The sequence below is a fragment of the Mycobacterium sp. M26 genome (assembly GCF_001494595.1).
In the GTDB taxonomy this organism is placed as follows: domain Bacteria; phylum Actinomycetota; class Actinomycetes; order Mycobacteriales; family Mycobacteriaceae; genus Mycobacterium.
In genome coordinates this window covers 576,467-589,410 of record NZ_LN929907.1, presented here as the reverse complement: position 1 = coordinate 589,410, position 12,944 = coordinate 576,467, and the positions used below count along the sequence as shown (strand labels likewise).

13 protein-coding genes are annotated in these 12,944 nt (G+C 68.2%); 10 read left to right on the top strand and 3 right to left on the bottom strand.

Annotation, left to right across the window (positions count from 1 at the left end; genetic code table 11):
• Positions 1-4: 4 nt before the first annotated feature.
• The 4 genes from BN3385_RS02875 (at position 5) to rraA (ending at position 2,283) form a co-directional block, all read left to right on the top strand.
• Positions 5-694, top strand: a complete 690-nt coding sequence (locus tag BN3385_RS02875; protein ID WP_059014852.1) for a YcnI family copper-binding membrane protein — start codon at positions 5-7, stop codon at positions 692-694.
• Positions 691-1,212: a copper resistance CopC family protein gene (locus BN3385_RS02870; protein WP_059014850.1), complete on the top strand. Its 522-nt coding sequence runs from the start codon at positions 691-693 to the stop codon at positions 1,210-1,212. The genes BN3385_RS02875 and BN3385_RS02870 overlap by 4 nt, the downstream gene beginning before the upstream one ends.
• An 88-nt stretch (positions 1,213-1,300) precedes the next feature.
• Positions 1,301-1,798, top strand: a complete 498-nt coding sequence (locus tag BN3385_RS02865; protein WP_059014848.1) for a hypothetical protein — start codon at positions 1,301-1,303, stop codon at positions 1,796-1,798.
• Positions 1,799-1,803: 5 nt separating this feature from the next.
• Complete coding sequence (gene rraA / locus BN3385_RS02860; protein WP_059014847.1) at positions 1,804-2,283, top strand: ribonuclease E activity regulator RraA; 480 nt, start codon at positions 1,804-1,806, stop codon at positions 2,281-2,283.
• On the opposite strand, the gene BN3385_RS02855 is transcribed toward rraA, so the two are convergent.
• On the bottom strand, positions 2,280-3,749 hold the full coding sequence (locus BN3385_RS02855; RefSeq protein WP_059014845.1) for a flavin-containing monooxygenase: 1,470 nt from the start codon (positions 3,747-3,749) through the stop codon (positions 2,280-2,282). The two genes, rraA and BN3385_RS02855, sit on opposite strands and share 4 nt — an antisense overlap.
• A gap of 76 nt (positions 3,750-3,825) precedes the next feature.
• Between BN3385_RS02855 and BN3385_RS02850 the strand changes: the two genes are divergently transcribed.
• From BN3385_RS02850 to dinB, 3 genes are all read left to right on the top strand, one after another.
• The gene (locus BN3385_RS02850) at positions 3,826-4,473 is read left to right on the top strand and encodes a TetR/AcrR family transcriptional regulator (RefSeq protein WP_059014843.1); all 648 of its coding nucleotides are present in this window, start codon (positions 3,826-3,828) and stop codon (positions 4,471-4,473) included.
• 81 nt (positions 4,474-4,554) lie between these two features.
• Positions 4,555-6,870, top strand: coding sequence for a transglycosylase/D,D-transpeptidase PonA2 (gene ponA2 / locus BN3385_RS28830; RefSeq protein ID WP_082690251.1), 2,316 nt, complete (start codon positions 4,555-4,557; stop codon positions 6,868-6,870).
• Positions 6,857-8,035: a DNA polymerase IV gene (gene dinB / locus BN3385_RS02840; RefSeq protein WP_059016316.1), complete on the top strand. Its 1,179-nt coding sequence runs from the start codon at positions 6,857-6,859 to the stop codon at positions 8,033-8,035. The genes ponA2 and dinB overlap by 14 nt, the downstream gene beginning before the upstream one ends.
• Here the strand turns inward: dinB and BN3385_RS02835 are convergent.
• Entirely contained in the window at positions 8,020-9,030 is a 1,011-nt protein-coding gene (locus BN3385_RS02835) for a PHP domain-containing protein (protein WP_059014841.1), read from the bottom strand. The two genes, dinB and BN3385_RS02835, sit on opposite strands and share 16 nt — an antisense overlap.
• Before the next feature lie 99 nt (positions 9,031-9,129).
• On the opposite strand from BN3385_RS02835, the gene BN3385_RS02830 reads away from it, so the two are divergent.
• Both BN3385_RS02830 and BN3385_RS02825 read left to right on the top strand, forming a co-directional pair.
• Positions 9,130-9,507, top strand: a complete 378-nt coding sequence (locus BN3385_RS02830; RefSeq protein WP_059014839.1) for an ArsR/SmtB family transcription factor — start codon at positions 9,130-9,132, stop codon at positions 9,505-9,507.
• Entirely contained in the window at positions 9,504-11,156 is a 1,653-nt protein-coding gene (locus BN3385_RS02825; RefSeq protein ID WP_059014837.1) for a SulP family inorganic anion transporter, read from the top strand. The genes BN3385_RS02830 and BN3385_RS02825 overlap by 4 nt, the downstream gene beginning before the upstream one ends.
• Here BN3385_RS02825 and BN3385_RS02820 read toward each other — a convergent pair.
• Positions 11,144-11,725 carry a TIGR03086 family metal-binding protein gene (locus tag BN3385_RS02820; protein WP_059014835.1) on the bottom strand — a complete coding sequence of 194 codons (582 nt, stop codon included), beginning with the start codon at positions 11,723-11,725 and terminating at the stop codon, positions 11,144-11,146. The genes BN3385_RS02825 and BN3385_RS02820 overlap by 13 nt on opposite strands.
• Positions 11,726-11,781: 56 nt before the next feature.
• Here BN3385_RS02820 and BN3385_RS02815 point away from each other — a divergent pair, with 56 nt between their 5' ends.
• Positions 11,782-12,645, top strand: a complete 864-nt coding sequence (locus BN3385_RS02815; protein WP_059014833.1) for an LLM class F420-dependent oxidoreductase — start codon at positions 11,782-11,784, stop codon at positions 12,643-12,645.
• Positions 12,646-12,944 lie beyond the last annotated feature (299 nt).

The following is a 12,944-nucleotide window of genomic DNA, read 5'->3' as shown; positions in this document are numbered from 1 at the left end:
CCAGATGCTGATCCGCTCCCGGTCGCGGCTGCTGACGCTGTCCGCGGTGCTGTCCACGCTCGTGCTGGGATCCTGGGTCGGTATGGCCACCGCGGCCGCGCACATCCACGTCTCCTCGGATCATGCGGTGCGCGGCGATGACGCACTGGTGACGTTCCAGGTCCCGAACGAATCCGAAAAGGGTTCGCCGACAACGCAAGTCATGATCACGCTGCCGAATGTCGCCTCGGCAAGCACCGATGTACTGGCAGGCTGGACGGCCACCCTGGACCGCAATGCCGACGGTGCGTACCGCGCGGTCACGTTCACCGCGACACCCAACGCCGGGATCGGCGCCCAGCAGTTCGAGCTGTTTCCCATCTCGATTGCGCTGCCGGACGCCGACTCGGTGACGTTCCCGGTGGTCCAGACCTACGCCGACGGCACCACCGTGCACTGGGATCAGCCGCTGCTGGCCAATGGCGAGGAGCCGGAGTTCCCGGCGCCGACCCTGAAGCTGACCGCCGGCCCGCACGAGGCCGAAGAGCATCACACGAGCCCGACCACGCCGCCGGCGCCGTCGGTGGCGGCTGCGCCCACCAGCGCAGCGCAGCCCGAGGAATCCCCGGACAACACCGCGCGCGCCCTGGCCGGCGGAGCGCTACTCGTCGGCGCCATCGGCGTCGGCGTCGCACTGACCAGGAGGCGGACATGAAACGACTCGTTGCGGTGATCCTGGCGATCGCCGCCCTGATGACCGGCAGCACCGCAGTGGCCTGGGCGCATGCGTTCCTGGTCTCCGCCGATCCCGCCCAGGACTCGACGGTGGCAGCCATCCCGGCCCGGGTGACCGCCACCTTCAACGAACAGATGCAGTCCGAGTTCGCGGCCATGACGGTCGTAGGCCCCGAAGGCGCCCTGTGGTCGGACGGCGCACCGCAGGTGCAGGGAGTCGCCGTCAGCGTCGGGGTGCGCTCTTCGGGCCCGGCCGGCCGCTACACGGTGAACTACCGGGTGACCTCAGCCGACGGCCACGTCGTGACCGGGTCATGGGCCTTCACGCTGGCCACCGCCGGCACCACCGCACCAGCTCCGTCGACCACCCCCGCCGCCGCCCCGGCGGCGGCACCGGCCAGCACCCCCGAGAAGGCACTGCCGGTATGGCCCTTCGTCGTGGCGGCGGTTCTGCTGATCGCAGCGGGCGCGGCCCTGGCGCTGCGCCGCCGGTCCTGACCGAGGTCAGCTCGCCGGTACCGGCACCCCCGCTGGCATGATGGGTACCGCCGGCGTAGGTGAGAAGACACTGCAAAGGAGCAGCCCGATGGCAGAAGCGCAGGACCAGCCCGAGCAGGGTGGTGCCACGCCGCCGGAGCCGCAACCGCCCCAGAAGGCCGCTGCGAAGAAGGTCCCGGCCAAGAAAGCCCCGGTGAAGAAGGCGCCCGCCAAGAAGGCACCCGCCAAGAAAGCACCGGCCAAGGCCGCCGATGCCGTGAAGAAGGCACCGGTGAAGAAGGCCCCGGCCAAGAAGGTGCCACCGCCCGCGCTCGAGGCCGCAGTGGCGCCGCCCGCACTCGAGCCGCCGGCCCCGCACGCCGCGCTGGTGGCCGGAAACGGCACCCCGCCGCTGGCCGAGGCCGCCCGGGAAGCCGCGGCCAACGCGAAGTCCTCCGTCGAGCAGGCGGCCAGCCCGTTGTCCACACCGGCCGTGCCCGCCCCGGTCGAGGACAGCCGCTCTCCGCTGCCCTTCGCGGTGGGTTTCGCCGTCGCTGTCCTGATCGCACTGCTTATCCGGCGGCGTCGCCACCGCGAGGAGGACTGAGCCGGGTGAGCGTCACCTTCCGCCCGACCGCCGACCTCGTCGACGACATCGGGCCCGAGGTCCGCAGCTGCGATGTGCAGTTCCGCCAGTTCGGCGGCCGCACCGAATTCGCCGGACCGATCAGCACCGTGCGCTGTTTCCAGGACAACGCCCTGCTGAAGTCGGTGCTGTCCGAACCGGGCGACGGCCGGGTGCTGGTCATCGACGGCGACGCCTCGGTTCATGCCGCCCTCGTCGGTGACGTCATCGCCGAGCTGGCCCGTTCCAACGGCTGGGCCGGCCTGATCGTGCACGGCGCGGTGCGCGACGCCGCGACGCTGCGCACCCTCGACATCGGCATCAAGGCGCTTGGCACCAACCCGCGCAAGAGCACCAAGACCGGTGCCGGCGAACGCGATGTGCCGGTCAGTTTCGGTGGGGTCACCTTCGCCCCCGGCGAGGTGGCCTACAGCGACGACGACGGAATCGTCGTCACCCCGAGCTAAACCCCCACTGCTACACGGCGTTTGGAGAAGTCCAGCGCGTCGTCGTCGACCTTGCCGTGCCGGATCAGCCGCAGGTCCAGCAGATAGTTCTGCTTGAGCTTCCATGGCGCCACCGAGCCCGCCTTAGGCAGCCGGTCCAGTGCCCGCAACACATAGCCGGGGGTGAAGTCCAGCAGTGGGCGCTCTTCGACACCGGACTCCGGGCTGGCGGGTTCGACGTGATCGAAACCCGCCTCATCCATGTAATTGAGGACGCGGCAGACGAATTCGGACACCAGGTCGGCTTTCAGCGTCCAGGAGGCGTTGGTGTAGCCGATGGTGAAGGCCATGTTCGGCACACCGGAGAGCATCATCCCCTTGTAGGCCATGGTGGTGGTCAGATCCAGCGGTGCGCCGTCTTTGCGGATGTCGGCACCGCCGAAGAGTTGCAGGTTCAAACCTGTTGCGGTGACGATGATGTCGGCCGGCAGCTCGCGGCCTGAGGCGAGCATGATCCCCGTCGCGGTGAACCGCTCGATGGTGTCGGTGACCACCTCTGCCCGGCCCTTCTTGATGGTCCGGAACAGATCACCGTTGGGCGCCAGGCAGAGTCGCTCGTCCCACACGTTGTAGTGCGGACCGAAGTGCTTCTCGACGTCATAACCCTCGGGCAGCCGGCGCTTGGCCATCGTCATCAGCTGCTTGCGCATGAAGGCCGGGAAGCGCCGGGCAATCCGGTACTGGGCGGACTGGAACAGGATGCTCTTCCACCGGTTGACCACGTAGGCCGGCTTGTCGGGCAGAAGCTTGTTGACCCGGGTCGCAAACGGGTCGACGTCGGGCAGCGCACCGATGTAGGTGGGTGACCGCTGCAGCATGGTCACATGGTCGGCACCCGAATTGGCCAGTGCCGGAATGAGAGTCACGGCGGTGGCTCCACTGCCGATCACGACGATGCGCTTGCCGGTGTAGTCGAGATCCTCGGGCCAGTGCTGCGGGTGCACGATGGTGCCGGCGAAGTCCTGCGCGCCGGGGAACTCCGGGGAGTAGCCCTCGTCGTAGTTGTAGTAGCCACTGCAGGCAAACAGGAACGAACAGGTGATGTCGCGCTGCTCGCCGTCTGATTCCACCCGAACGGTCCACTGGTTGTCCGCACTCGACCACTCGGCGGCGACCACCCGCTGGCCATAGCGGATGTGCCGGTCCAGTCCGGACTCGCGCACGGTCTCCTGCAGGTAGCTCATGATCGAGGGACCATCGGCGATCGACTTGGTGTCGGTCCACGGCTTGAACCGGAAGCCGAGGGTGAACATGTCCGAGTCCGACCGGATGCCGGGGTACTTGAACAGGTCCCAAGTGCCACCGAGGTTGGCGCGGCGCTCGAGCACCACGAAGGACTTCGACGGGCACCGGTTCTGCAGATGCCAGGCGGCGCTGATCCCGGAAATGCCTGCACCAACGATCACAACATCGACGTGTTCGGTCATGGCGCCACGCTATCAACGCCGCGTTGAATAGGTCAACACTGTGTCGAATTATTCAACGCGCTGTAAAGTATTGGGCATGCCGACCGTCAGCCCGACCCGATCCCGGGGCCGCCGCGCCACCCGTCCGTCCGGTGACGAACGCGAATCGGCGATCCTGAACACGCTGGAGCGCATGCTCGACGAGCGGACATTCGGCGAGATCTCGGTCGATGACCTCGCGAAAGGCGCGGGCTTGTCCCGGCCGACCTTCTACTTCTACTTCCCGTCCAAGGACGCGGTCCTGGTGCGCTTGTTCGCGCGCATGATCGCGGCCACCAACCCGGCGGCGGTCCAGAGCCCGCAACCGGCGACGGCTGCCGACCCGATCCAGGTCTGCCGGACTGGCATCTTCGCGTTCTTCGAGGCCCTGCGCCCGCATCGCGGAGTGGCGGTGGCCGGGTTGACCGCCATGGGCGCCAATGCCGAACTACGCGACCTGTGGTCGCAGTTCATGACGGCCTGGGTCGACCGCACCGCCGAACTCATCGAAGCCGAACGGGCTCGCGGCGCGGCGCCGGCCACCATCCCGGCCCGCGACCTGGCGACCGCGCTGAACCTGATGAACGAGCGGGTGGTCTTCGCCGCCCAGGGCGATCAGCAGCCGAAGCTGCCCGAGGACGCCGCCCTGGAAGCCGTCGCCCACGTCTGGGTGATGAGCATCTACGGCACCTGCGCAGCCGGCTGATCACGGCACGCCGCCAGGAGTTCTATTTACCCAGGCGTAAATAGGTCGGATCACCCTCCGTGACCCCCTAATCTGGCGGGTATGTCGGACGAGCAACCGCAGCAGCCGACCAGGGGGGCCACCATCGCACGGCTGGCGTTGTACTGCGTCCTGGCCGGGGTATTGGTTGCTGCACTGTTGTTCCCGGTCGCCGGCGGCGCGGGCCTGGTGATCAACCACGCCTCCGACGTCGCTGTGCAGGACTCGGCTCAGCTGATGGAGGGCACCGTCCCCACCGTCTCGACCATGGTCGACGCCGCCGGCAATCCGATCGCCTGGATCTACACCCAGCGCCGGTGGCCGGTGCCTACCGATCGGATCGCCGACACGATGAAGTTGGCCATCGTCTCGATCGAGGACAAACGCTTCGCCGATCACAACGGGGTGGACATCCAGGGCACGCTGACCGGTCTGGCCGGCTACCTCCAGGGCGACGTCGACACCCGCGGCGGGTCGACCATCGAGCAGCAGTACGTCAAGAACTACAACCTTCTGGTCAACGCCCAAACCGATGCCGAGCGGCGCGCGGCGGTCGAGACCACACCGGCGCGCAAGCTGCGCGAGATCCGGATGGCGCTGGCGCTGGACAAGGTGCTCTCCAAACCAGAGATCCTGACCCGCTACCTGAACCTGGTGTCGTTCGGCAACGGCGCGTACGGCGTGCAGGACGCCGCCAAGACCTACTTCGGCATCAATGCCGCCGACCTGAACTGGCAACAGGCCGCGCTGCTGGCCGGGATGGTGCAATCCACCAGTTCACTGAACCCGTACACCAACCCCGATGCCGCGCTGGCCCGCCGCAACCTGGTGCTGGACACCATGATCGAGAACCTGCCCGACAAGGCCGACGAACTGCGGGCCGCCCGCGAGCAGCCGCTGGGCATCCTGCCGCAGCCGGCGACCCTGCCGGAGGGCTGCATCGCGGCCGGCGACCGCGGCTTCTTCTGCGACTACGTCCTGCAATACCTGGCCCGGGCCGGGATCAGCAAGGACGACATCGCCCGCAACGGCTACCTGATCAAGACCACGCTGGACCCCAACGTGCAGAACAGCGTCAAGAAGGCCATCGACTCCGTCGCCAGCCCGACGCTCGACGGCGTGGCCAGCGTCATGACCGTGATCCGGCCCGGCCGCGACTCCCACAAGGTGCTCGCGATGGGCGACAACCGGAACTACGGTCTGCGCCTGGACGCGGGTGAAACGGTTCAGCCACAACCCTTTTCGTTGGTGGGTGACGGCGCGGGCTCGATCTTCAAGATCTTCACGACGGCCGCGGCACTCGAGATGGGGATGGGTATCAACGCCCAACTCGACGTCCCCCCGACGTTCCAGGGCAAGGGCCTGGGCACCAGCGGAACCCCCGGCTGCCCACCGGACACCTGGTGTGTGAAGAACGCCGGCGGCTACCGCAGCCCGATGAGCGTCACCGACGCGCTGGCCCAGTCCCCCAACACCGCGTTCGCCCGGCTGATCCAGCAGGTCGGGGTGTCGCGTGCGGTGGACATGGCGGTCAAGCTCGGCCTGCGGTCCTACGCCGAGCCGGGTACCGCCAGGGCGTATGACCCGGAGAAGAACGAGAGCCTGGCCGACTTCATCAAGCGCCAGAACCTGGGCTCATTCACACTGGGGCCGTTCCAGCTCAACGCGCTCGAACTGTCGAATGTCGCCGCCACCCTGGCCTCCGGCGGCATGTGGTGTCCACCGAGTCCGATCGCGGAGATCTTCGACCGCAGCGGCAAGCCGGTGGCGGTCGAGACCGCCAAGTGCGAGCAGGTGGTGTCCCCGGGGCTGGCCAACACCCTGGCCAACGCGTTGAGCAAGGACTCCACCGGTGGCACGGCCGCCAGTTCGGCCGGCTCGGTGGGATGGAGCCTGCCGATGGCCGGCAAGACCGGGACGACGGAATCGCACCGCTCCTCGGGGTTCCTGGGTTTCACCAACCAGTACGCAGCGGCCAACTACATCTTCGACGACTCCCCCAAGCCGGGCGGGCTATGTTCGTGGCCGCTGCGTAAGTGCGGCTACGGCAATCTTTACGGCGGTAATGAACCGGCCCGGACGTGGTTCACGGCGATGAAGCCCATCGCCGAGGATTTCGGTCCGATTGCGCTGCCGCCCACCGATCCACGCTATGTGGACGGCGGACCGGGCAGCCAGGTCCCCAGCATCACCGGACTGAGTCTGGATGCTGCCCGAAAGCGGTTGCGTGAAGCGGGTTTCCAGGTCTCCGACCAACCCACACCGGTCAACAGCTATCTGTCGAAGGGCACCATCGTCGGCACCACGCCCAAGGGCAAGACCATCCCGGGCTCGATCATCACGATCAACACCAGCTGCGGCGACCATCCTGCACGCTGACCTCGACTCGTTCTACGCCTCGGTCGAGCAGCGTGATGACCCGTCGCTGCGCGGCAGGCCGGTGATCGTCGGCGGCGGGGTGGTGCTCGCCGCCAGCTATGAGGCCAAGGCCTATGGCGTGCGCACCGCCATGGGCGGGCACCAGGCCCGCCGGCTGTGCCCGGCCGCCATTGTGGTGCCGCCGCGGATGTCGGCGTACAGCCGCGCCAGCGAGGCGGTGTTCGAGGTGTTCCGCGACATCTCGCCGATCGTCGAACCGCTGTCGGTGGACGAGGCGTTCATCGATGTGTCGGGGCTGCGGCGGGTGTCCGGCGAGCCGGTGCAGATCGCGGCCCGGCTGCGTCAGGAGGTTCGCGACCGGGTGGGACTGCCGATCACGGTTGGCGTCGCGCGCACCAAGTTCCTGGCGAAAGTCGCCAGCCAGCAGGCCAAGCCGGACGGGCTCCTGCTGGTGCCACCGGATGCGGAATTGGAGTTCCTGCATCCCCTTCCGGTGCGCCGGCTGTGGGGGGTGGGCGCCAAGACCGCGGAGAAGCTTCAGAGCCACGGCATCGACACCGTGGCCCAGGTGGCCGAACTCAGTGAGGCGATGCTCGCCTCGATGGTCGGCGGGGCGATGGGCCGGCAACTGTTCGCGCTGTCCCGCAACATCGATCGCCGCCGGGTCCAGACCACCCGGCACCGCCGCTCGGTCGGCGCCCAGCGGGCGCTGGGCCGCCAGCGCAGGACACCCGCCGAACTGGACGCGGTAGTGGTCGGCCTGGTCGACCGGATCACCCGGCGGATGCGCGCGGCCCAACGCACCGGCCGCACGGTGGTGCTGCGCCTGCGCTTCGACGACTTCACGCGGGTGACCCGGTCCCACACCATGCCACGGGCCACCTCGTCCACCGATGCCATCCTGGCCGCCGCGCGCGAACTGGTCTGTGCCGCAGAGCCTCTCATCGCCGAACGCGGGATCACCCTGATCGGGTTCGCGGTCTCCAACATCGACCCCGGCGGGGCGCAACAGCTGGAACTGCCACTCGGTGGGCACACCCCGGATGCCATCGACCTCGACGCCGCCGTGGACCAGGTTCGCCGCCGCTACGGCAACAGCGCCCTGACCCGCGGCGTGCTGATCGGCCGTGACCAGGGTCTGGAAATGCCTCAGCTGCCGGACTGAGCCCAGCCGACCAGCTTGTCCGCCGACCAGGTGTTGATGATCCGGTCGACGGGAACCTCGGCGTCCAGTGCACGCTGCGCGCCGTAGCCGAGGAAGTCGAGCTGGCCGGGTGCGTGGGCGTCGGTGTCAATGGAGAAGTCGCAACCGATCTGCAGTGCCAGGTTCAGCAGCCGGGTCGGCGGATCGCGGCGCTCCGGACGGGAGTTGATCTCCACAGCGGTGCGGTGCTCGCGACAGGCCTCGAACACCTTCTCGGCGTCGAAGCTGGACTCGGGCCGCAGCCCCCGCGCGCCGGCAACCAGCCGTCCCGTGCAGTGGCCGAGCACGTTGACCCGCGCGTTCGAGACAGCGCGGACCATGCGGCGGGTCATCGACGGGGCGTCCATGGCCAGTTTGGAGTGCACGCTGGCCACGACGACGTCCAGGCGGTCCAGCAGCTCGGGGTCCTGGTCCAGGGTGCCGTCCTCGAGGATGTCCACCTCGATCCCGGTCAGGATCCGGAACGGCGCCACCTCGTCGCGCAGCTCGTCGATGATGTCGAGCTGGCGGCGCAGCCGGTCCGCCGACAGGCCGTTGGCGATCTTCAGCCGTGGCGAGTGGTCGGTCAGTGCGCAGTACTCGTGGCCGAGGGCGGCGGCGGTGGTCATCATCTCCCGGATCGGGGCGGATCCGTCCGACCAGTCCGAATGACAGTGCAGATCACCCCGAATGGCCTCCCTGATGTGGCCGCCGCCGAGATCCTCTGCTGCTGAGCGCAATTCGACGAGAACGTCGGGCACCTGGCCCGCGACGGCCTGGGCAATCACCGTCGCGGTCTTCGGCCCGATCCCGGGCAGCGACTGCCACGTGTTCGCCGTGGCGTGCCGTTGGCGCGTGGTCTCGTCGAGTGCTTCGACGACGTCGGCCGCCTTGCGGTAGGCCATCACGCGGCGGGTGTCTTCCCGCGCACGGTCCTTGTAGTAGGCGATCTCGCGGAGCGCGGCCACCGGGTCCATGTCTCCAGTGTGCTCCGGCTGGGGCGGCGCCCGGCCACCGCGCTACAGTGGATTGAGGATTTGTTCAATCCATCAAGTGATTATGAAGCGAGGTGGCCAGTGCCCAGCACCTTCCCCGGTGGCACCGAACGGCCGCTCTACGAGATCAAGGCCAACCTGTTCAAGGCGCTGGCCCACCCCGCCCGGATCCGTGTCCTGGAGATTCTGTCGGCCAACGCCCGGCCCACCACGGTCAGCGAGATTCTGGCGGATACCGAGATCGAGCCGACCCTGCTCTCCCAGCACCTCGCCGTGCTCAAGCGCCATCAGGTGGTGGGAGCCCAGCGCGTCGGCAACGCCGTCTATTACGAGCTCGCGCACCCGTCGATCTCGGACCTTCTCGTCATCGCCCGCACCTTCCTGGCCGACACCCTCAAGGCTCAGCAGCAACAACTCGAAGCGTTCGACGCCCTGCCCCCGGTCGGGGGACCACGGTGATCGCCAAGGCAGCGGGGGCGGTGTCCCGGCTGCTGCCCCACCGCAGCGATTACGCGGAGTTGCCGCGGTCGTGGCGCCGCGACATCCTGGCCGGGATCACCGTCGGCGTGGTGGCATTGCCGCTGGCATTGGCCTTCGGTATCAGCTCCGGCGTGGGGGCGGCGGCCGGCCTGATCACCGCGGTCATCGCCGGTCTGGTCGCCGCGGTGTTCGGCGGATCGCACGTGCAGGTGTCGGGGCCGACGGGCGCGATGGCGGTGGTGCTGGCGCCGATCGTCGCCCAGCACGGTCTCGGCAGCGTGGCGCTGGTGACGGTGCTGGCCGGGGTGCTCGTGCTGGCAGCCGGCGTCTCGGGCCTCGGCCGCGCGGTGACGTTCATTCCGTGGCCGGTGATCGAGGGCTTCACCCTCGGTATCGCGGCCATCATCTTTCTGCAGCAGGTTCCGGCCGCCTTCGGCGTCGCCGCGCCGGCCGGGCAGCGCACACTTCCGGCCGCGTGGTCGGTCATCACCCATGCCGACTGGTCGTCGGCATGGCGCACGCTGGCGATCGTCGGGCTCGTCGCGGCGCTCATGCTCGGGCTGCCGCGCCTGCATCGCAGCATTCCGGAATCCCTGACGGCCGTGGTGGTGTCGACCCTGGTCGTCGTCGCCGTGCATCTTCCGGTGGCCCGGATCGGCGCCCTGCCCTCGCACCTGCCCGCCCCGGTGATGCCGCACGCCGACCTCGGAGCGCTGCGCACTCTGCTGGGGGCGGCGCTGGCCATCGCCGCGTTGGCGGCGATCGAATCGCTGCTGTCGGCCCGGGTGGCGGCCACCATGTCCCCGACCGGTCCCTACGATCCCGATCGCGAACTCGTCGGTCAGGGCTTGGCCTCGGTGGCCTCCGGGCTGTTCGGCGGGATGCCGGCCACCGGGGCGATCGCCCGCACCGCGGTCAATGTCCGCTCGGGTGCGCGCACCCGGGTGTCGGCGATCGTGCACTCTCTGCTGCTGCTGGGTGTCGTCTATCTGGCGACCGGGCCGGTGTCGGCAATTCCGTTGTCCGCCTTGGCCGGTGTGCTGATGGTGACGTCATTCCGGATGATCTCGGCCGGTACCGTCGGCAAGATCCTGCGCTCGACACGCTCGGACGCGGCCACGTTCGTGCTCACCGCGGTGGTGACGATTTGCTTCGACCTCATCGAGGCGGTCGAGATCGGTCTGGTGGTGGCGGCCTTCTTCGCGCTGCGGACGGTGGCGCGACGCAGCAGCGTGGTGCGTGAGGAGCTACCCGGACCGCGTCAGCCCGGTGACGAGCGGATCGCGCTACTCCGCCTGGACGGGGCGATGTTCTTCGGCGCGGCAGAACGCATTTCGAGTGCTATCACCGACGCGGATCACCCTGAGGTGTCCGTGGTCATCATCCGGATGTCGCAGCTGGGCATGCTCGATGCCACCGGCGCGCACACACTGGCCGAGATCTGCGAGGAGCTGGAGTCCCGCGGTATCACCGTCATCATCAAGGGCGTTCAGCCCGAACACATGGCGCTGCTGTCCACCATCGGCATCGTCGATGCGCTCCGCCACGAGAACCATCTCATCGACACCCTCGACGAGGCGATTGCCCACGCCCGCTCCCACGTGACGCCGGCCGCTCAGCCCAGCTGAGCCGGTGCCCAGTACGGGTTACGGCCGCTCAACGCGATGATCCGGTCCAGGACCGGTGCGTCGGCGTCGATTGGCACCGCCGCCGCGAACAGACCCTCGACGGGGCCTTCGGCCGCGATGGCCGACACGTGCGGCAGGACCACGTCGAGGGTCGCGGGATCGCAGTCATAGCCCTGCCCGGTCGAGCGGGCCAGATCCCAGCCGTGGATGACCACCTCGGTCAATGCGATCACGCCCGCCGTCTCCCCTGGCAGGTCCATCCCGGCCACCCTCGTCATCCCCTGCCACGCCTCAGGCCGGGCCCACGCGTCCGCCAGCGCACCCAGTGCTGCGGGATAGGCTGTGCGCCAATCACTGTCGAGAACCGGCTCCTCGAACGGCGGGGTGTCGGTGAGCGCACCGAACTCCTTGCGGGCGGATGCGGCGAACGCCTGCGCGAGGCCGCCGACGTGGACCACCAGCTCAGCGGTGTTCAGCCCGGCACACGGAGTGGGTGTGGTGAGATCCTCGTCGCGCAACGAGGTCAGGACATCTGCGGTGCGGCGGCAGGCCGCGGTCATATCGATCATGTCGGTATTGACCTGCCGCCCGGCCGAAACTCACCGGGCTGAGTAGGGTTGATTCAGTGCGATTCGCCTTCAAAACCTCACCGCAGAACACCACCTGGGCCGACATGCTCGCGGTCTGGCAGGCCGCCGACGATATCGATGTCTACGAGTCGGGCTGGACCTTCGACCACTTCTATCCGATCTTCTCCGATCCCACCGGCCCGTGCCTGGAGGGCTGGACCACACTGACCGCGCTGGCCCAGGCCACCACCCGGCTACGAGTGGGCACGCTGGTCACCGGCATCCACTATCGGCACCCGGCGGTGCTGGCCAATATGGCCGCGGCGCTGGACATCATCTCCGGCGGCCGCCTGGAGCTCGGCATCGGCGCGGGCTGGAACGAGGAGGAGTCCGGCGCCTACGGCATCGAACTGGGCACCATCAAGGAGCGTTTCGACCGCTTCGAGGAGGCCTGCCAGGTGCTCATCGGGTTGTTGAGCCAGGACACCACTGACTTTGACGGCCAGTACTACCAGCTCACGGCTGCGCGCAATGAGCCAAAGGGACCGCAGCGCCCGCACCCGCCGATCTGCATCGGCGGCAGCGGCGAGAAGCGCACCCTGCGGATCACCGCCAAGTACGCTGACCACTGGAATTTCGTCGGCGGCCCACCGGAGGAGTTCGCCCGCAAGCGTGACGTACTCAAGGCGCACTGCGCCGACGTCGGCCGCAACCCGAAGGACATCATGCTGTCCGCGCACGTCCGGCTTGATCCGGACCGCGGCCACCGCGGTGTCATCGAAGATGCGATCGCCCTCGGGGCCGAAGGATTGGACCTGGCGATCATCTACCTGCCCACCCCGCACGATCCCGCGGTGCTGGAGCCGCTCGCCGAAGCGATCCGGGATTCCGGGCTATGGACGCCCGCTGACGGGCAATGACCGAGCCAGATAACGGCTCAATAACGCCCGGCAAAATAACGGCAGCGTCAACTGCCGTGTCAAACCGTTGCTAGAAGCCGAAGCGGACGAGCTCGTCGGCGGTGACCAGGCGCTCGTGTTTCTCCGAGAACGCCCGGCTCTTCACCGGGTGCCGGAACAACGACCAGGCTATACGCGCGACCCGCGAGCGAGATATCGGGTTGAGGTACACAAGGATCACTCCTGTGGTCGACTTCTGTTGACCGGAGCACTACTTTACCGCAGCGACCGGTCCAGCAATTAGACATAGATCACACTGC